The sequence below is a fragment of the Amycolatopsis sp. NPDC050768 genome (assembly GCF_040654155.1).
GTDB lineage: Bacteria > Actinomycetota > Actinomycetes > Mycobacteriales > Pseudonocardiaceae > Amycolatopsis.
In genome coordinates, this window is record NZ_JBFAHL010000001.1 from 782,189 (window position 1) to 799,903 (window position 17,715).

Sequence of the window (17,715 nt, forward strand, 5' to 3'; positions counted from 1 at the left end):
GCTGTTTATCGTTTACGGCCCTGTTCCGGGGGAAACGGCGCCGCAGCAACAAAATCCGGCTGCGCGGGCCCGGTCGAGACGCCCGGATCCGAACCTCAGGTCACCGGCACGTTCGCCGCGGGCACGTCCGCGTAGCCGCGCACCGACTCGACGGCCAGGCTCAGCCGCCGCACGGCCTCGAGCAGCTGGTCGGGCGGCAGGCCGAACGGCAGGCGCAGCCAGCGTTCGAGGCCGCCGTGCACGCCGAAGCGCGAGGCGGGCGCCAGCTGCACGCCGTGGTTCGCCGCCGAGACGGCGAGGCGCGTGCTCATCGGTTCCGGCAGGCGGCACCACAGCGACAGGCCGCCGGCCGGAACCTCGAACGTCCACTCAGGACAGTAGGCGTGCACGGCGTCGATCAGGGAATCGCGCTGCAGCCGGAAATCCACGCGACGCTGGGCCAACGCCGCGTACCCCTCCGGCTCCAACAGCGAAGCCAGCACCAGCTGTTCGAACACCGGCGCCCCCAGGTCCACGGCGAAGCGCGACGACAGCAACCGGTCGAGCAGTTCGGCCGACGCGCGGATCCAGCCCAGCCGCAGCCCGCCCCACTGCGACTTCGCGGCCGAGCCGACCGTCAAGGCCAAGTCCCCCGCGAACGCGGCCAGCGGCGGCGGCGCGTCGAGCGGATCACCCTCGTAATCCAGCTCCACCAACGATTCGTCGACCACCACGGGCGTGCGCGAGCGCGCGAGGAGGCCGCCGAGGCGTTCGCGGCCGGCGGCGTCGAGGCGCAGGCCCGTGGGGTTCTGGAAGTCGACCACGAGGTAGCCGAACCGCGGCGACGCCTGGCGCAGCGCCGCCTCGATGCCGGTGAGGTCCCAGCCGCGCACGGGGTCGAGCGCCACCGGCACGGGCAACGCGTGGGCGGCGCGCACGGCGTCGATCGCGTTGGGGTACGTCGGCTGCTCCACCAGCACGCGGTCGCCGGGGCCGGCCAGCATGCGCAGGCACAGCACGAAAGCCGAGTACGCGCCGGCCGTCAGCATCACCTGGTCGGGAGACGTCGGCAGCCCACGCGCGGTGTAGCGCTCGGCGATCCGCTCGCGCAGCAGCGGCAGGCCGCCGGTGAGGTAGCCGTTGCCGCTCAGGTGCTCCACGAGGTCGCGCCGCGCGGCGTCGACGGCGTTGATCAGGCCGGGCAACGCGGGTGGCGCGGCGCGCGCGAGGTCGATCAGGCCATCGCGTTCGTGCTGGGCCGGCGCGGCCGAACGGTGGCCGGCACCGGAGATCCACGAACCGGCTCCACGACGGCTGGCGACGACACCCGTGGAACGCAGCCGGTCCAGCGCCGCGCCGATGAGCGTGCGGCTGACGCCGAGGGCGTCGGCGAGCTCACGTTCCGCGGGCAGCCGGGTGCCGATGGGGAGCTGGCCGTCGAGCACCTGCAGCTCGACGGCCGCGGCCAGATCCGCCGCGCCCTGGCGAGAGCCGCGACGACGCCACTCCCCGAGCAACACAGCCAATCGAGTGCCAGATACGCGGCTACCCAGCGGAAGATGCGAGGTCATAAGACCAATTATCCGACATTGGCCATGGATTACCAGTCCACTTGTGGCCGATAGTGGAGAAGTGGCAGTTGTCGACCTCAGTCCCCTCAGCGTCCGCCGGGCACCCGTCCGCCGTGGTGCCCAGCTCCTGGCCGGGCTCGCGCTCTACGGCGCCAGCATGGCCATGCTCACCCGCGCCCACCTCGGCCTCGACCCGTGGGACGTACTCCACGAAGGCATCACCAAGCTCACCGGCCTGAGCTTCGGCACGGTCACGGCCATCGCGTCGGTGTTCGTGCTGCTGCTGTGGATCCCGCTACGCCAGCGGCCCGGCATCGGCACCGTGGCCAACGTCGTGGTGATCTCCGTGACCGTCGACGCCGTACGCGCGGTGTTGCCCGACCAGCACGCGCTCGCCCTCCAAATCCTGCTGCTGGTCGGCGGCGTGGTGCTCAACGCCGTGGCCACCGCCGTCTACGTCGGGACCCGGCTCGGCCCCGGGCCGCGCGACGGGCTGATGACCGGCCTCACCGCGCGCACCGGCTGGTCGGTGCGGCTGGTGCGCACCGGGATCGAGGTGACCGTGCTCGCCGTCGGCTGGCTGCTCGGCGGCACCTTCGGCGTGGGGACCGTGCTCTACGCGCTCACGATCGGACCGCTCACGCAGGCCCTGTTGCCGCTGGTCACATGGCGGACCGGGCGCCGCGAAGAGCAGCAGCACTAGCCCGCCTCCCGTTGCGCGACCACGCGCCGCACCGACACGTAGTCGACGCCGTGCGCGGCCAGCAGATCGGGCACCGGGCCCTTCTGCTGCACCAACGCGAGCAGCAGGTGCTCCTGGCCCAGGTGCTTGTCCCCCAGCTTCACGGCTTCGCGCAGGCTGAGCTCCATCGTGCGCTTCGCGTCGGCGGCGAACGGGATGTGGCCGCGTTTGGCGCGTCTGCCACCACCGGCGAGCGCGCCCGGGCCGTGGGTCTCCTCGACGCGCTCGACGATCTGCTCCACGTCGATGCCGAACTCGGTGAGCGCGGCCACGTCGGCGTCGCTGATCCCGCCGCGCCGGCGGATACGGTCGAGCTCGGCGAGCACGTCCTCCCGCGAAACGCCGAGCTCCTCCAGCAGCCGCAGGCCGGCGCCGTTCTCGGTGCGCGCGAGCCCGGCCAGCACGTCGGTGAGCTCGATCTGCCGCGCGCCGGCTTCGCGCGCCACGATCTGGGCCTCGACCACGGCCAGCCGCGCGTCGAGCGTGAACCGTTCGAACATCAGTGCCTCCCGTACTTCTTGTGGACGGCCTGCCGGCTGACCCCCAGCTCGGCGGCGATCTCCTGCCAGGACCAGCCGTGCACGCGGGCGCTGCGCACCTGCACGGCTTCGAGTTGTTCAAGGAGCCGACGAAGCGCCGCGACCGCGCGAAGCCCCACTCGGGGATCACGGTCGCCCGCCCTCGCGGCCAGGTCTGTTGCTTCCGTCATGGTGTCAATCTAGGTTGACACCCTCGCTTCTGTCAACTCAAGTTGACAGCGCACTCGGGTTAGCATCGAGTGATGCCCGAGATCGCGATCGCGGAGCGCGCGGGAGTAGGCGCGGACGGCCTGCCTCGCGCGAGCGAAGACCACGTCGTGGTGCTGGACAACGCCGTGCTGCTGCTGGACGGCGCCACGTCACCGAGCCCGGACCTGCCGCCCGGCGGCTGGTACGCGGACCTGCTGGTGCGCCGGCTGGCGGACGAGCTGAGAGAAAGTCCCAAGGAGGACCTCGCCGTCGCGCTGGCGTCGTCCATCGCCGGCGTCGCGGCGGAGCACGGGCTGGAGCCCGGGCACTCGCCGTCGAGCACCGTGTCGATCCTGCGCTGGGACGCGGCCGAGGTCGAATCCCTTGTGCTCGCGGACAGTCCGGTTGTCGCGTTCGGACAGTTCGGGGTGGACGTCGTGGCCGACGACCGGCTGGTCTCCCTGCGCGACGGCGGCCTGCTCCAGACCGGCGCCGACGTCCGCCGCCGCCGCAACGCCGAGGGCGGCTTCTGGGTCGCCGAAGCCGATCCCGCGGCGGCGTCGAGGGCCGTGCGGCGCTCGTGGCCCCGCCCTGAGGTCGACGCCGTGCTGCTCGCCACCGACGGCGTGTCCACCGGGGTCGACGACTACGGCCTCTTCGGCTGGCCCGACGTCCTGCGGCTGGCTCGCGCGAGCGGCCCGAACGCGGTGCTGGATGTCGTGCGAACTGCGGAAACGCAGGATCCCGACGGTTCACGCTGGCCGCGCGCGAAGCGCCACGACGACCAGGCGCTGGTGCTCGCGGAGTTCACCAGCGCGATCGAATAGGGGTCGAATTCAGGGTGATCCCGGATCACGGATCGCGCCAACCCCGCGACGCTGGTGGCCATGGGGATTTCACGGGGGTTGCGGATCTGGCGGACGGGCGCGCTGGTGGCGATCGGGTGGGGGCTGTTCACGATCACCCTGATGCACGTGATCAGCTCGCGCGACCCGATCCACGACACGTTGTCCAGCTACACCACCACCGACCCCGGCCTGCTGAGCGCGAGCGTGCTGGCGCTCGCCGTCGGTTCGCTGGCCGTGCTCGGTTGCCTGGCCGCCGGTGGCGTGCCGCTGCCGCGGACCACGCGGGTGCTGATTTCGTTGTGGGCCTTGGGTTTGGCAACGGCCGCGGTGTTTCCGGCGAGCTACCCGCCGCACCCGGACCTGGCGAGCGGCGAGATCCACCTGTACTCGTGTGTGGTGGCGTTCGCGAGCCTGCCGGCCGCGGCGCTGACGTTGCTGGAACCGTTGCGCGGCACGGCCGAACGCGCGCTCGTGGCGCGGTGGCTGCGGTTCGGAGTGGCCGTTTTGGTGGTGTTCGGCGTGAGTTTCCTGTTCGCGCGCCTCGACGAGGCCGGGCTGCCGGTCCACACCGTCACCGAGCTGCTGCCGGCCGGGGCCACGCAACGGTTGATGCTCGTCGCCGACGTCGTGCTGCTGCTGGGCTTGATCCGCGTGGCGGTGCGGGTCGACGCCACCCGCGCGGCGGCCGAGCTGCAACCGGCCACCGCGCGGGACTGACTCACTCCTGCATCGCGGCGACGAATTCCGGCGCGTAGCCGTAAAGCCCGGGCAGGCCGCCGGTGTGCACGAACACCACGGTCTCCTCCGGGTCGAACCGGCCGTCGGCGGCCCATTCGACGAGCGCGGCGGCGGCCTTGCCGGAGTAGACCGGGTCCAGCACCACGCCTTCGGTGCGGCCGAACAGCCGCAGCGCGCCCCACGTCGACGGCGCCGGAATGCCGTAGCCCTCGCCCAGGGTGGAGTCGCTCATGCGCACGTGGTCGAGCGACGGCGTGTCGACGCCGAGCAGCTGCGCGGCCGACGTGACGAGGTGCGTGAGGTTGTCGGTGGCCTCGTCGAGCGGGTGGCTCACGCACGCGAAATCGGCGCCGAGGTTGCCGAGCAGCGCCGTGCCGAGCGAGAGGCCGGCGGACGTGCCGCCACTCGCGTGGGGCGCGACGATGCGCGCGCTGTCGATGCCGAGCGCCGAGAGCTGCTGCGCGAGCTCGTGGGACGCGGCGACGTAGCCGAGCGTGCCGAGCGCGTCGGACCCGCCGACGGGGACGGTGAAGACCTTGCGGCCCTCGTAGTCGGCCGACGCGAGCAGCTCTTCGTACGTGCGGTCAGCTTCTTCGGCCGTGGCGCAGATGTGCACGCGAGCGCCGAAGAGCAGGTCGAGCGGGATGTTGCCGGAGTGCTCGTAGGCCTCGCCCTCGCGCGGCACCTTCGCCGTGAGCACGAGCTCGCAGCGCAGCCCGAGCCGCGCACACGCGGCCGCGGTCTGGCGTCCGTGGTTGGTCTGCAGGGCGCCGAAGGTGATCACCGTGTCGGCGCCGGCCGCGAGCGCCGCGCCGAGGTGGAAGTCGAGTTTGCGCAGCTTGTTGCCCCCGACGCCGAGCGGGTGCACGTCGTCGCGCTTGAGCATCAGCCGCGGCAGCCCGAGCGCCTCGCCCAGCCGCGGCGCCGCCAGCAGCGGCGTCGGTCCGCTGCCGAGCCCCGCCCGCGGGAACGCGTCGAAAACGGGAAACCGGTCGAAGTCGAACGTCATCGATCCTCCGTGGTGCTGGGGCGGGCTGGTGCCGGGATTCGGACACAATCGTCAGCCTCGGGCAGGGCGGCTGTCGAACCAGGGAGCCGGAATCACAGTCCGGTGGTAACGTTCGTTCGAACGAACGAGAACCCCGGGGGTGGCCCGATGACCGTCAGGGCTTCTGAGATCAGCGCAGTCGCGTTCACGACCGTCTCCGAGCAGGTGGCGGCGCTTGAAGCAGGCGAAACGACGTCCGTGGCGCTCACGGCCGCGGCCCTGGCAGAGGCGCACGCGAGCCAACCTGTACTGAACGCCTTCCGCCGGATCCGGGACGAGGAAGCCCTCGTTGAGGCCGAAGAAGCCGATCGACGCCGGGCGCGAGGTGACCGAACGCCGTTGCTGGGCGTGCCCGTCGCGATCAAGGACGACGTGGACCTCGCGGGCCTGCCGACGGCGTTCGGCTGCGCGGGCGACTTCCCCGCCGCGACGCAGGACGCGCCGGCCGTAGGGCTGCTCAAGCGGGCCGGCGCGGTGATCATCGGCAAGACGAACACGCCTGAGCTGGGGCAATGGCCGTTCACGGAAGGGCCGGCGTTCGGGGTCACGCGCAACCCGTGGCACCCCGACCACACGCCCGGCGGGTCCTCCGGCGGCTCGGCGGCCGCGGTGGCCGGCGGCGTGGTCGCGGCCGCGCTGGGCTCGGACGGCGCCGGGTCGGTGCGCATCCCGGCGGCGTGGACGGGGCTCGTCGGCATCAAGACGCAGCGCGGACGCGTGCCGCTGGGCGGGGAGCTGTTCCACGGCCTCACCGTGCTCGGGCCGCTCGCCCGGACCGTGGCCGACGCGGCGACCCTGCTCGACGTCACCACGGGCTCCGACAGCACCTTCCGCAGTGCGGCCCGCCGCGAACCCGGCCGGCTGCGCATCGGGCTGTCGACGAGGATTCCTTTCACCGCAACGAAAACCACCCTCGACCCGATGGTCGAAGCGGCCGTGCGCAACACCGCGGAGGCGCTCGCGAACCTGGGCCACGAAATCGTCGAGATCGATCCGGACTACGGGCTCATCGGGCTCACCTTCCTGCCTCGCTCGCTCACCGGCGTGCGCGACTGGGCCGCTCGCGTCCCCGAGAAGGCCAAGCTCGACCCGCGCACCCGCGGCAACGCGCAGCAGGGCACCGTGCTCGCCGGCGCGTTGAAACTCGCCCGCGCGCTCGAACCCGCGCTGCAGCGCCGCATCGGCTCGGTGTTCGGACGCGTCGACGTGCTGCTCACCCCGACCACCGCGACGCCGCCGCCGAAGACCGGCGCGTTCGACGGCCTCACCGGCTGGCGCACCGACCAGACGATGATCGCCGCGTGCCCCTACGCTTGGCCGTGGAACGTGCTGGGCTGGCCGGGAATCAACGTCCCGGCCGGACAGACGGCGGACGGGCTCCCCCTCGGCGCCCAGCTGCTGGGCCCGTCGCACGCCGAGGAGCGGCTGATCTCCGTTGCCGCGCAACTGGAAGAGGTCCAACGGTGGCACCTGCGCCGGCCCGCAAGGGTGTGGTGAACACCCGCGACGCGATCCTGCGGGCGACGCTCGAGGTCGTCGGCGAACAAGGCGTCGGCGGGCTCACCAACCGGCGCATCGTGGCCGCCGCGGGCGTCTCGCTCGGCACACTGACCTACCACTTCCCCAGCCAGACGGCGCTCCTGCGCGAGGCGATGCTGCTGTTCGCCGAGGAGGAGACGGCGAAGCTCGCCGCGATCGCCGACGCCCACCGAGCCGACGGCCTCAGCCTCGAGCAGGCCGCGGCCGTGGTGGAGCACGTGATCGAGCAGCTGCCGTTCGGCACCGACGACCTCGCGCCCCACGAGCTCTACCTCCAGGCCGCGCGCGATCCCGGGCTGCGCGAAGCGTCCGCGCGCTGCTTCGCCGCGTACGACGATCTGGCCACGACGATCCTGCGTGCGCTCGGTGTGGCCGATCCCGCGCGGGTGGCAGGTCCCGTCGTCGCGCTCATCGCCGGGCTGCAGCTGCGCCGGCTGTCGACGGGCACCGACGTGGCGGCCGCCGAGCCGCTGATGATGCTGCTGCGCGGGGCCTGACGTGGGGCCGCCGGTCGTGCCGGGCACCGCTGCGTGGCGGTACTTCGGCGACTTCCGCGACCTGCTGCTGGCGGGGCAGGTGCTGGTGCTGCAGGTGGCGCACCCCGTGGTCGCGGCTGGGGTGCGGGACCACTCGGACTATGTTTCGGATCCCTGGACGCGATTGATGCGCACGGGGGCTTCGCTGTCGATTTACGTGTACGGCGGTGCTTCGGGCGCGCGGTTCGAGGCTTCGCGGTTGCGGGAGCTGCATCGGACGTTCACCGGAGTGGCCGACGGGCGGCGGTACAGCGGTCTCGACCCCGGCGCGTATGCGTGGGTGCATGCGACGCTGGTGAAGGTTCCGGTTGATGTGCAACGGTTTTTCGGCCGTCCGTTGAGTCTTGCCGAGCTTGACGAGTACTACGCGCAGATGTGCGATATCGGCCGGGTGCTCGGCGTGCGGGAGCGGGATCTGCCGGCGGACTGGGCCGCGTTCGAGCGGTACTACGACGAGATGGTCGCGTCGTTCCGGCCGAACGAGACGATGACGACGTTGTTCGAGACCATCCACACCGTGCCGAAACCCGTGCGGTGGCTGCCGGATCGGTGGTGGCCTCGACTGCGGAGCGCGCAGGCCGCGGGGCAGCTTTTCTTGATCCGGGCGACGTTGCCGTCGGCTTTGCGGGAGCAGCTCGGTCTACAGTGGACTTCTCGTGATCAGCTGCGGTTCGCGCGATTCTGCCGTGTGGTGCGGATTGTCGGCTGGTTGGTGCCAGTGCCGTTGCGGACGGCGCACATGCGGTGGATCGGCAAGCTGAACGTGTGGCTGCGCGCCCATCCGCGGGCTTACCGGCTGATCTCCTGACTCAGCCGCGGGTGCGGGCGTAGTGCGCTCGGGCCTTGGCGCGGTTGCCGCAGCGGGACATCGAGCACCACTGGCGGGTGCGGCGGGGTGATGCGTCCGCGAAGCGGAGGCCGCAGTCTTCGGCCGCGCAGACGCGGACGTCCACCGGACTGGTCACCAGTTCGATCACGTCGGTGGCGATCAGCGCGAAGGCGGCGGCGACCGGGTTACGGGGAATGGGTGCCGCTTTGTGCAGCTCACCGCCCGACAACTGCAGGCGCGCGTTGGGCAGCGGCTCCTCGACGGCTTTGTTGACCAGCTCGACGTCCTGCTGCGCCGGCGGGGTGGTGACCAGCCGGTTCACTGCCTCCCTGAGCCATTTCGCCGTTTCGAGGTCTTCCTCCATGACGGGCACCCGGCCCTCGGTGAGGCCGGCGAGCGACAGCCACTCGGCGAGCGCTTCGGGCGAAGTCAGCTGCTCGAACCCCCCGGCTTGGTAGCGGTTGCGCAGCGTGTTGACGAGGTCGAGACCCGGCCGGCCGCCGTCGAAGACCCACTCCATGGGGTGGATTCTAACCCTTGCCACCGGTTAGCCGCATCCGGTAGCGTCTAACCTCATGATCCGGTTAGAATCTTCGATGGCCCAGGTCGGCGACCTCCGGATGCACTACCTGCGCGGCGGCGACGGCCCGCCCGTGTTCCTGCTGCACGGCTGGCCGCAGACGTCGCACTGCTGGCACCGCGTCGCGGGCCCGCTCGCCGAAACCCACACCGTGATCGCGCCCGACCTGCGCGGCTACGGCCGCACCGACAAACCGCGCGGCGGCTACGACAAGCGCACGATGGCCGCCGACCTCGCGCAGCTCGCCGAGCAGCTCGGCTTCGACCGGCTGGCCGTCGTCGGCCACGACCGCGGCGGCCGCGTCGGGCACCGCTGGGCGCTGGACCGGCCCGAGCAGGTCGAGCGCCTGGCCGTACTCGACATCGCGCCGACGCGCGAGATGTGGAAGCGGCTCGACTCCGACGTCGCGAAGGGCTACTGGCACTGGCTGTTCCACCTGCAGCCCGACCTGCCGGAGCTGCTGGCGGGCAGCAACATCGCCGCGTACCTCGGCTACTTCTTCGAACGCTGGACGTTCCAGCGCCAGGGCCTGCCCGCCGAGGACGTCGACGAGTACGTGCGCGCGTTCTCCGCCCCGGGCGCCCTGCGCGCCGGCTTCGACGACTACCGCGCCTCCTTCCCGGACGACGCCACCCTCGACGACGCCGACTTCGCCGCGGGCAAGCGCCTCACCCAGCCCCTGCTCGCGATGTGGGGCCAGGCCGGCCTCCTCGGCAAACTCCCGACCCTCGACATCTGGCGCGACTACGCCGACAACGTCACCGGCGTCGGCCTCGACAACTGCGGCCACTTCCTGCCGGAGGAACAACCGGAGGTGGTGGTGTCGCACCTGCGGGAGTTCTTGGGCTAGACCTTGATCAGCTCGTCGACGACCCAGTGCGCGACGCCCTCGGGGAACGGCGACGGCAGCCCGAGAACCACGTGTTCGAAGCCGGCGTCGACGGCCTGGGCGATGGCTTTGCGCGTGTGGCCGGGGTCCTCGCAGGACGCCTGCAGGTGGATCGAGCGGGTGATCTCCGCCGGGTCGCGGCTGAGCTCGGTGCAGTAGCGGTCGAGAAGGGCGCTGCGGCTCACGGCGTCTTCGAGGTCGCCGCCCGGGATGTTCCAGATGTCGGCGTGGGCGGCGGCCACGCGCAGGGTGGCGGCCGCGCGGCCGCCGATGACGATCGGGGGGTGGGGGCGCTGCACGGGCTTGGGGTTGCCGAACGCACCCTTCAGCCGGACGGTGTCGCCGGCGAAGTCGAAGGGCGCGTCGTCCGTCCACAAGCGACGGATGACCGTGCAGGCTTCGGCGAGGGCCTGGACCGCGTGCGTGGTCTCGTGGAACGGCAGGCCGTGGGCTTCGTATTCGCGCCTCGCCAGCGGATGGCTCGGGCGTGAGCCGACGCCGATGCCGAAGTCCAAGCGGCCGGCGGAAACGACGTCGACGGTCGTGGCGATCTTGGCGAGCACGGCGGGCGGGCGGAAGCGGTTGCTGGTGACCATGAGGCCCAGGCGCAGGCGCGAAGTTTGCGCGGCGAGGGCCGAAAGCAGGGTCCAGCCTTCGAAAATCGGGCCGCCGGGGTCGCCGGCGATGGGCAGGAGGTGGTCGAAGAGCCAGGCGTGCTCGATCTCCGGCAGTGCGTCGGCTTCGCGCCAGACGCGCACGAGGTCGTCGTAGCCCACCTGCATCGGGGCGGTCATGATGCCGAACCGAGGTGACATGGGGAGGTTCCTTTCAGCGGCGACGCAATGAGGGATCGAGCAGAGCGGGTGGGGTGTCGAACTTCTCGTGCGCGGCCAGGTCCACACCGGGCGCGACGATCTCGTCGATCGCGTCCAGCACGTCGGCAGACAGCACGGTGTCGGCGGCCGCGAGGTGCGAACGCAGGTGCTCCAGCGTGCGCGGGCCGATGATCGCGCTGGTCACGGCCGGGTGCGCGGTCACGAAGCCGAGGGCGAGCTGGATCAGCGTGAGCCCGGCGTCGGCGGCGACCTTCGCCAGGCGCTCCACGGCGTCGAGCCGAGCCTGGTTGGCGGGCAGCGTCAGGTCGAAACGCTGAGGCAGAACCCGAGACCGGCTCGTCGTGATCTCGCGCCCCTCGCGGACGGCTCCCGAGAGCCAGCCGGACGCGAGCGGGCTCCACGCCAGCACGCCGAGGCCGTACTCCGCGGTCATCGGCAGCACGTCGGCCTCGATGCCGCGTTGCAGGATGGAGTAGCTGGGCTGCTCGGTCACGTAGCGGCTCAGGTGGTGCTCACGCGCCGCCCACTGCGCCTGCACGATCTTGTACGCGGGGAAGGTCGACGAGCCGAAGTAGCGGATCTTCCCGGCCCGCTGCAGGTCGGTGAGCGCGGAAAGCGTCTCCTCGTCGCTGGTCGCGGGGTCCCAGCGGTGGATCTGGTAGAGGTCGACGTGGTCGACGCCGAGCCGGCGCAGGCTGTTGTCGAGCTCCGTGACGAGCCAGCGCCGCGAGCTGCCGCGGTGGTTGCGCTCGTCGCCCATCGGCATGGCGGCCTTCGTGGCCAGCACGAGGTCGTCGCGGCGGCCGGCGATGGCCTTGCCGACCATCACCTCCGACTCGCCGGTGCCGTACATGTCGGCCGTGTCGACGACGTTGATGCCGCCTTCGAGCGCGGCGTCGACGATGGTCGTGGCGTCGTCCTGCGTGGTGCGGCCGATCGCGCCGAAGTTCATGGCGCCGAGCGAGAGCGCGCTGACCTGCACGCCGGTACGACCCAAGGTGCGGTACTGCATGGGATGGTCCTCCGAGAAACAAGCGGAACGTTGCTCCGTTAACCATACGGAGCATTGTTCCGCTTTGCAAGGACACCGTGCAAGGGGACCGGCACCTCAGGGTCTGCATCCCCCGAACCGGGGATGGATCTTCCCCCGCTTCCGTGACGATTCGGCTGCCGTGACCTCGCTACCTTTTCCCGTGATGGGGACCACAAAGAGAACGGCGCTACTGATGGTGCTGTGCGCGCTGGGGATCGCGCTCGGCGGCGGCACCGCGCACGCCGACGGGGCGCCGGTCGGCGCGGACATCCAGGTGGCGCAAACGCTCGGCGCCCGCGAGCTGACCGTGATCATCCGGCGGATCGACGTGACACCGGGCGACCTGCACGTCGACATCGCCACGCACGCGGGCACCGCGCCCGGGACGCTGCGCCTGGCGGCGGCCGCCGACGGCATCGTGTTCTCCCGCGGCGACGTCGTGCTCGGCGCGACACCCGGGCTCTACTCGGGCACGGTCGGCGTCGACCACGCCGGGCCATGGGAACTGCGGCTGACCGACGGGACGACGACCGCGACTATTCCGTTCGTCGTCCCGGCGCGCGTGGTGCCGCCGTGGGAGAAGGCGGCGTACGGCGGTTTCGTTGCGGCAGGAGCGCTTCTGCTCATCGCCTTGGTCGTGGCGGTGCGGTCACGCAGAACCGCCTACGCCCTGCTGCCGACGGGCGGGATGGTCGCGGCACTGGCCGTCGCGGTCACCGGCGCGCTGCTGTCCACCGGCACTCCCCCGCCGCCCGCGCCGGGCGCACAGCTCGACGCGACCGTCGACAACGTCACCGATCCGTACGCGCTGTCACGCCTGCCCGGCACGGACTACTCGCGGCCGCCGGTGAACCTGACCGTTGGCGCGCAAGGAAAGTCGATCGCCCTGCACTTCACCGACGGCTCCACCGGCCGGCCCGCCGACGACCTCGTGATCCACGACGACGCGCTGGTGCACCTCATCGTCGTCTCACCTTCGGGCCGCCTGTGGCACCTGCACCCGGTGCGGGTGGCACCCGGCGAATACCACGTCGACTTCACCCCGCCGGAGTCCGGGACCTACGCGGTCGCCGCGGAACTCGAGCGACGCGGCGGCGGCGTTCAGCTGGCGAGGTCCACTGTGGACTTCAGCGGCGGCACCGGCAACCCCGCCGAAGTCCCCGCAGGGCCGGGAAAACGCGTCGTCGACGGAGTGCGGATCGACGTGACGACCACGGCCGTGCAAGCCCGCACGCCCGTCACCGTCACCGCGCACTTCCCCACCGGCGATCTCCAGCCGTGGCTGGGCATGCTGGGCCACCTGATCGTCGTCGGGCCGCTGCCCTCGGCAAACAACCTCGGCGCCGCGGCCGCCACCGCACCGACGTGGGCCCACGCGCACGCGATGCCGCCGTACGTACCGGGCCTCACGGGCGTGCCGGACGAGACCGTCGCCGCGTACGGGCCCGACGTGCCTTTCACGTTCACCTTCCCCGCGCCCGGCCGCTACCGGCTGTGGCTGCAGGCCGAACGCAACTGGTCCGTGCTGACCGTGCCGGTGGTGCTCGACGTGCCGGCTGTTCCTGGAGGGGGCCAATGAAAACGAAACGTCCGGTGGTGCTGATCGGCGTCGTCGTGGTGGTGGCCGCGGTCATCGCGGGCTGGCTGCTGTTCGGCGGCGGGTCGAGCGGTCCCACCGTGCTGAACTCGACGACCGGCCCGTACACCGTGCAGCTGTCCGCGGACGCGCCACGCGTCGGCGGCAACACGTTCGCGTTCGCGGTGACCGGTCCCGCCGTCGACGGCGTGACGGTGGAGCCGGTGATGCCGCAGATGGGCCACGCCGTCACGCCCGTGCCGGCGACTGCCGACGGGCCGGGACACTTCCGCGCCGCCGACGTCGGCCTGCCGATGGCGGGCCAGTGGGAGATCACGGTCTCCCTGCGTGGGCCGGCGGGCACCGGTCAAGTCGTGTTTCCCGTGTTGGTCAACCAGTAAGGAGGGGGCTGGGGATGGATCTCACCGCGTCGGGGGCCCGGGTGGTCACCGCGACGAGAAGGCCGGGGCTGGCACCCGCGTGCACAGTGCTCGCGGGGTCGGTGATCTCGATGGTCGGGCTCACCTGGGACGTGCAATGGCACGACGACGTCGGCCCGGACACGTTCTTCACGCTGCCGCACCTGTTCCTGTACTCGGGCAGCGCGATCGTCGGGCTCGCGAGCCTGGCCGTGGTGCTGCTGACCACGGCCGCGCAACGCGCCGGGCGGCCGGTGGACCCCCGCATCGGCGGGCGCGCGATCGGCGTGTTCGGCCGGACGTTCGCGGCGCCGGCGGGCTACCTCGTGTCCGGCGTCGGCGCCGCGTTGTTCCTGATCTACGGGCTGTGGGACCAGTGGTGGCACGGGCTGTACGGCTTCGACGCCGTGATCGACTCGCCGCCGCACATCGGGCTGCTGCTCTCGGTGACGCTGTCGATCATCGGCACCACGATGGTCTTCGCGGCCGCGCGGGAGCACCGCTGGGGGCGGATCGGGGTGTTCGGCTCGCTGGCCGTGCTGATCGCGTTCAGCGCGGTGACGGCGCTGGGGTTGCAGCAGGTGGACCTCGACCCGGTGGAGGCGACGTCGGTGGGGTCGACGCTGTTGTCCGTACTGCTCGTCTTCGCCGGCGCCGGGTTCCTGCGCCGGCCGGGCGGCGCCGTGGCGACAGCGGCGATCCTGGCCGTGATCCAGGCCGTCTTCTGGTGGTTCTCGCCGTGGGCCGCGCGCTCGTACGCCGACCTCGTCGGGCTGCCGGTGCGCGACTACGTGAGCGGCGTGCCCGACATGCCCGCGCTGATGCCGATGGCGCTCCTGCCGGTGGCCGCATTGGTCGAGGCCTACCTGCTCCTCGCGCGACGACGGGGCTGGCAGCTCGGCCGCGTGTCCGTGCTCGCGGGCGGGCTGGCCGGGCTGCTGGTCGGCGCGACCCTGCTGGTGCAGCGCGGCTTGGTCTACTCCGGTCACGTCGGTGACCTCACGGCGGTTCTCGCGACCGGCCTCGCCGCCGGCGTGCTGGGTTCGGCGGGCGGCTTCGCGGGCTGGCGCTTCGGCGGCATGCTCCGCCTGCTCGCCCCGGCTTCGGAGGTGCAGACCCATGCGTAAGACACTGCTGGCGCTGGGCGCGGTCATCGGCCTGCTGCTCGCCACCGCGCTGCCGGCCAACGCGTACGAGCCGGTGAACATCGTCCACACCGAACGCGTGCAGGCCGGGCCCTACGGCCTCACCGTCGGCTTCTCGACGTGGCCGCTGCGGGCCATGCAGTCGCTGGACTTCACCTTCATCCCCGACGGCGGCATCGGCACCAAAACGGGCACGCTCGCCATGCACAACCCGTCGGTCGCCGCGTTCCAACGGCCGCAGCCACTGGCGCGCCACCCGCGCAAGCGCGACGTCTGGGGTCTGGACATCCGGGCCCTGCCGACGGAAGGCGCGTGGGCGTTCCGCTTCACGATCAACGGCCCCCAGGGTCAGAGCACGGGTGAGCTGAAGAGCCTGCCGGTGCTGGCGCAGCCGGGACCGCCGATGGGGCTGAGCTGGGCGATCAGCAGCCTGCCGCTGATCGGCCTGGTGGTGCTCGTGGTCATCGCCTGGCGCCGCACGCGAGGCCGGCTGCGTGGCGGCGGGGTTCCGGCCGCCGCTTGATCCGGTTCCGGCCGGGGGTACCGATGAGGTGCTCCCGGCCGGTTGATCACCAGCCCTCTCCCGCTGACCACCCTGGGTCAGCGCAACTCACTCGTTCGAGTGACAGTTGGTGAACCACTCACGTCAAGGCCCGCACGCGGACTCTTGCGTAAATCGCGAACCCAGCGTCAAGCACCGGGCGGCAGGTCGAACTGCCCGGCCTTCACCGCGACCAGGAAGGCCTCCCACTCGCCCCGGTCGAACACGAAGACCGGACTGGACGCGAGCTTCGTGTCGCGGACGCCGACGAGGTCGGAACGGCCCAGGTTGACCTCGACGCAGCTGCCGCCATTGGGCTCACTGGCGAACGACTTCTCCCAGGCAGCGTCCTCGAACAGCCCCTCGGCCTTGTCCGGGTCGTAATCCTGGAGCGACGGATAATCCGTCATGGGTCGTACCTCCGAGCCTCCTGCAGGGTGTGCGGTCGCCACGCACGTCCCCGGCTTCTTTCTGTCACTACGGAGCAAACCGCAGGGCCAAGCGGGTGATCAACTCGACCCGATCTCGACATGAAGATTATTCCAGGAGTAGGATTAATCGCATCGATCGGGGCGTCGGTGGTGGGTGAATGGCTTGCTGCATTCGGCCCAGCCCGCCAACGGAGCCCACGAACCGTCGCCGACCTCGGGGGGAGGGACCGCGTGATCATCCAGGACAGCATGACGGCGAACGTGCTCATGACGGGCAGGCTCGCTCCCGGCAGGGCCGGCGAATCCCGCCGTGTCGTGCACGTGTTCGAGGTGGACACCGCGGGTTCTTCCACTGTGGTGCTCGCGCGGTGCGGGGAATCACTTTCCCGCACGCACGTCGAGTGGCTGGCGCCGGGCGTGGGCATGCCATGCGAAAGCTGTCTCGGTCTGGCCGGAGCGGATCTGCCCCGGTCACCGCTATCGGAACTGGGGGTGTGATCTCATGGCCGTCCGGCTCACCACGCTCTTCCGCCGTGAGGATGAACACACTCACGGCCGGCGTGGGATCAACCACGAGCTGCGCAGCCGCTTCGGCTTCAGCCTGATCCAAGCGCCACTGCGCAGCCCGGTCACTTGGGACACCGACCTCGACGTGCCCGCCCCGCGCCAGCCGGACCTGGTCCGCGCCACGAGGCCGCTGGAGGCGCGCGTCGACCTCGCACCGCTCGTCCACGGACTGGGCCCGTCCCGCGCGTAGGCGCGACACAGACCACCGAACCAGCGCGCCCCGGGTCATCACCCTCCCGGGGCGCGCATTCGTCGTTACGGCTTCCGTCCCACGGCGCAGATGCCGCCGCTGAACGACGGGTCGGCGGCCATGCGGTCGCTGTTGCGCGACTCGCCTTCCTCCGGCCGCCATTCCGAAACCCAGACCACCCCGGGGTCCACGAGCTCCAGACCGTCGAAGAACTCCGCGAACTCCGCGCGCGAGCGGAAGTGGATCGGGGTGCTCGACTGCTTGTACTGCTCGTGGATCGACTCGCGGCTGTCGCCGTCGGACTCCGGCACGCCGTCGAGCGTGATGTGCGAGGCCATGAAGAACGAGCCGGAAGGCACGAGCGAGAGGTACTTGCGCACCATCTCGTGCGCCCCCTCCTCACGGCCGATGAAGTACAGGACGCCGGACATGATCAACCCGATCGGGCGTTTCGGGTCCAGCACGCCGGTGTCGAGCGCACGCGGCCAGATGTCACCCGGGTAGCGCAGGTCGCCCTGAAGCACCGCGTGCCGGTCGGCGACGCCCTCGCGCTCCAGCAGGATCTGGGAGTGGGCGACGGCCACGGGCTCGTTGTCCACGTACACGCACCGCGCGTCGGGGTTCACCGACGTGGCGATCTGGTGCACGTTGCCCGCCGTCGGCACGCCGGAGCCGAGGTCGAGGTACTGGTCGATGCCGTTGCGCGCCATGTAACGCACGGTGCGGCCGAGCAGCTCGCGCCCCGACTTCGCGATGGTCTTGATCATGGGGAAGGTCTGGACCGCGCGTTCGCCGAACTCGCGGTCGATGGCCCAGTTGGCCGTGCCGCCGAGGAACCAGTCGTAGATGCGGGCCGCGTTGGGCCGATCGAGGTCGATGCCCTCAGGGGCTTCGGAATCCGGTACCTGTGTCATCAGCTGTCCCTTTCCGACCCGCGGTGTGCTGGTGCG

22 protein-coding genes are annotated in these 17,715 nt (G+C 71.3%); 13 read left to right on the forward strand and 9 right to left on the reverse strand.

Annotation, left to right across the window (positions count from 1 at the left end; translation table 11 throughout):
- Positions 1–95 precede the first annotated feature (95 nt).
- Positions 96–1,550: a PLP-dependent aminotransferase family protein gene (locus AB0H62_RS04015; protein WP_220245895.1), complete on the reverse strand. Its 1,455-nt coding sequence runs from the start codon at positions 1,548–1,550 to the stop codon at positions 96–98.
- Positions 1,551–1,611: 61 nt separating this feature from the next.
- Between AB0H62_RS04015 and AB0H62_RS04020 the strand changes: the two genes are divergently transcribed.
- The gene (locus AB0H62_RS04020; protein ID WP_220245894.1) at positions 1,612–2,253 is read left to right on the forward strand and encodes a hypothetical protein; all 642 of its coding nucleotides are present in this window, start codon (positions 1,612–1,614) and stop codon (positions 2,251–2,253) included.
- On the opposite strand, the gene AB0H62_RS04025 is transcribed toward AB0H62_RS04020, so the two are convergent.
- A complete protein-coding gene (locus AB0H62_RS04025) occupies positions 2,250–2,792 on the reverse strand; it encodes a Clp protease N-terminal domain-containing protein (RefSeq protein WP_220245893.1) in 543 nt (180 codons plus the stop codon). The genes AB0H62_RS04020 and AB0H62_RS04025 overlap by 4 nt on opposite strands.
- Entirely contained in the window at positions 2,792–3,001 is a 210-nt protein-coding gene (locus tag AB0H62_RS04030; RefSeq protein WP_004559389.1) for a sigma factor-like helix-turn-helix DNA-binding protein, read from the reverse strand. The genes AB0H62_RS04025 and AB0H62_RS04030 overlap by 1 nt, the downstream gene beginning before the upstream one ends.
- 72 nt (positions 3,002–3,073) lie before the next feature.
- On the opposite strand from AB0H62_RS04030, the gene AB0H62_RS04035 reads away from it, so the two are divergent.
- Together AB0H62_RS04035 and AB0H62_RS04040 are read left to right on the forward strand one after the other, a co-directional pair.
- Positions 3,074–3,847: a hypothetical protein gene (locus AB0H62_RS04035; protein ID WP_360583989.1), complete on the forward strand. Its 774-nt coding sequence runs from the start codon at positions 3,074–3,076 to the stop codon at positions 3,845–3,847.
- A gap of 60 nt (positions 3,848–3,907) precedes the next feature.
- A complete protein-coding gene (locus AB0H62_RS04040; protein WP_220245891.1) occupies positions 3,908–4,585 on the forward strand; it encodes a DUF998 domain-containing protein in 678 nt (225 codons plus the stop codon).
- Between the two features lies 1 nt (position 4,586).
- On the opposite strand, the gene AB0H62_RS04045 is transcribed toward AB0H62_RS04040, so the two are convergent.
- Positions 4,587–5,615: a D-cysteine desulfhydrase family protein gene (locus AB0H62_RS04045; protein WP_360583991.1), complete on the reverse strand. Its 1,029-nt coding sequence runs from the start codon at positions 5,613–5,615 to the stop codon at positions 4,587–4,589.
- A gap of 147 nt (positions 5,616–5,762) precedes the next feature.
- Between AB0H62_RS04045 and AB0H62_RS04050 the strand changes: the two genes are divergently transcribed.
- From AB0H62_RS04050 to AB0H62_RS04060, 3 genes are read left to right on the forward strand one after another with little or no spacing between them, the layout of a single operon-like run.
- Positions 5,763–7,151, forward strand: a complete 1,389-nt coding sequence (locus tag AB0H62_RS04050) for an amidase (protein WP_360583993.1) — start codon at positions 5,763–5,765, stop codon at positions 7,149–7,151.
- Complete coding sequence (locus AB0H62_RS04055; RefSeq protein ID WP_220245888.1) at positions 7,118–7,690, forward strand: TetR family transcriptional regulator; 573 nt, start codon at positions 7,118–7,120, stop codon at positions 7,688–7,690. Before AB0H62_RS04050 ends, AB0H62_RS04055 begins: the two co-directional genes overlap by 34 nt.
- A gap of 1 nt (position 7,691) precedes the next feature.
- Positions 7,692–8,537, forward strand: coding sequence for an oxygenase MpaB family protein (locus AB0H62_RS04060; protein WP_360583994.1), 846 nt, complete (start codon positions 7,692–7,694; stop codon positions 8,535–8,537).
- Between the two features lies 1 nt (position 8,538).
- Here AB0H62_RS04060 and AB0H62_RS04065 read toward each other — a convergent pair whose 3' ends face one another.
- Positions 8,539–9,078: a CGNR zinc finger domain-containing protein gene (locus AB0H62_RS04065; protein ID WP_360583996.1), complete on the reverse strand. Its 540-nt coding sequence runs from the start codon at positions 9,076–9,078 to the stop codon at positions 8,539–8,541.
- 55 nt (positions 9,079–9,133) lie between these two features.
- On the opposite strand from AB0H62_RS04065, the gene AB0H62_RS04070 reads away from it, so the two are divergent.
- Positions 9,134–9,988 carry an alpha/beta hydrolase gene (locus tag AB0H62_RS04070; RefSeq protein ID WP_360583998.1) on the forward strand — a complete coding sequence of 285 codons (855 nt, stop codon included), beginning with the start codon at positions 9,134–9,136 and terminating at the stop codon, positions 9,986–9,988.
- Here the strand turns inward: AB0H62_RS04070 and AB0H62_RS04075 are convergent.
- The gene (locus AB0H62_RS04075; protein ID WP_360584000.1) at positions 9,985–10,842 is read right to left on the reverse strand and encodes an LLM class flavin-dependent oxidoreductase; all 858 of its coding nucleotides are present in this window, start codon (positions 10,840–10,842) and stop codon (positions 9,985–9,987) included. The genes AB0H62_RS04070 and AB0H62_RS04075 overlap by 4 nt on opposite strands.
- 13 nt (positions 10,843–10,855) lie before the next feature.
- A complete protein-coding gene (locus AB0H62_RS04080) occupies positions 10,856–11,875 on the reverse strand; it encodes an aldo/keto reductase (protein WP_360584002.1) in 1,020 nt (339 codons plus the stop codon).
- 184 nt (positions 11,876–12,059) lie between these two features.
- Here AB0H62_RS04080 and AB0H62_RS04085 point away from each other — a divergent pair, with 184 nt between their 5' ends.
- Genes AB0H62_RS04085 through AB0H62_RS04100 form a run of 4 tightly spaced genes read left to right on the forward strand, consistent with a single transcriptional unit; the run spans position 12,060 to position 15,559 of the window.
- Positions 12,060–13,475, forward strand: a complete 1,416-nt coding sequence (locus AB0H62_RS04085; RefSeq protein WP_360584004.1) for a hypothetical protein — start codon at positions 12,060–12,062, stop codon at positions 13,473–13,475.
- Positions 13,472–13,873 carry a FixH family protein gene (locus AB0H62_RS04090; protein ID WP_220245881.1) on the forward strand — a complete coding sequence of 134 codons (402 nt, stop codon included), beginning with the start codon at positions 13,472–13,474 and terminating at the stop codon, positions 13,871–13,873. Before AB0H62_RS04085 ends, AB0H62_RS04090 begins: the two co-directional genes overlap by 4 nt.
- Positions 13,874–13,887: 14 nt before the next feature.
- Entirely contained in the window at positions 13,888–15,018 is a 1,131-nt protein-coding gene (locus AB0H62_RS04095; protein WP_220245880.1) for a hypothetical protein, read from the forward strand.
- Positions 15,011–15,559: a hypothetical protein gene (locus tag AB0H62_RS04100; protein ID WP_360584007.1), complete on the forward strand. Its 549-nt coding sequence runs from the start codon at positions 15,011–15,013 to the stop codon at positions 15,557–15,559. Before AB0H62_RS04095 ends, AB0H62_RS04100 begins: the two co-directional genes overlap by 8 nt.
- A 167-nt stretch (positions 15,560–15,726) precedes the next feature.
- On the opposite strand, the gene AB0H62_RS04105 is transcribed toward AB0H62_RS04100, so the two are convergent.
- Complete coding sequence (locus AB0H62_RS04105; protein ID WP_220245878.1) at positions 15,727–15,987, reverse strand: DUF397 domain-containing protein; 261 nt, start codon at positions 15,985–15,987, stop codon at positions 15,727–15,729.
- A gap of 252 nt (positions 15,988–16,239) precedes the next feature.
- Between AB0H62_RS04105 and AB0H62_RS04110 the strand changes: the two genes are divergently transcribed.
- Together AB0H62_RS04110 and AB0H62_RS04115 are read left to right on the forward strand one after the other, a co-directional pair.
- A complete protein-coding gene (locus tag AB0H62_RS04110; RefSeq protein WP_220245877.1) occupies positions 16,240–16,506 on the forward strand; it encodes a hypothetical protein in 267 nt (88 codons plus the stop codon).
- 4 nt (positions 16,507–16,510) lie between these two features.
- Complete coding sequence (locus AB0H62_RS04115; protein ID WP_285970871.1) at positions 16,511–16,765, forward strand: hypothetical protein; 255 nt, start codon at positions 16,511–16,513, stop codon at positions 16,763–16,765.
- 65 nt (positions 16,766–16,830) lie between these two features.
- On the opposite strand, the gene AB0H62_RS04120 is transcribed toward AB0H62_RS04115, so the two are convergent.
- Positions 16,831–17,679: an SAM-dependent methyltransferase gene (locus AB0H62_RS04120; RefSeq protein ID WP_354873171.1), complete on the reverse strand. Its 849-nt coding sequence runs from the start codon at positions 17,677–17,679 to the stop codon at positions 16,831–16,833.
- Positions 17,680–17,715: the final 36 nt, after the last annotated feature.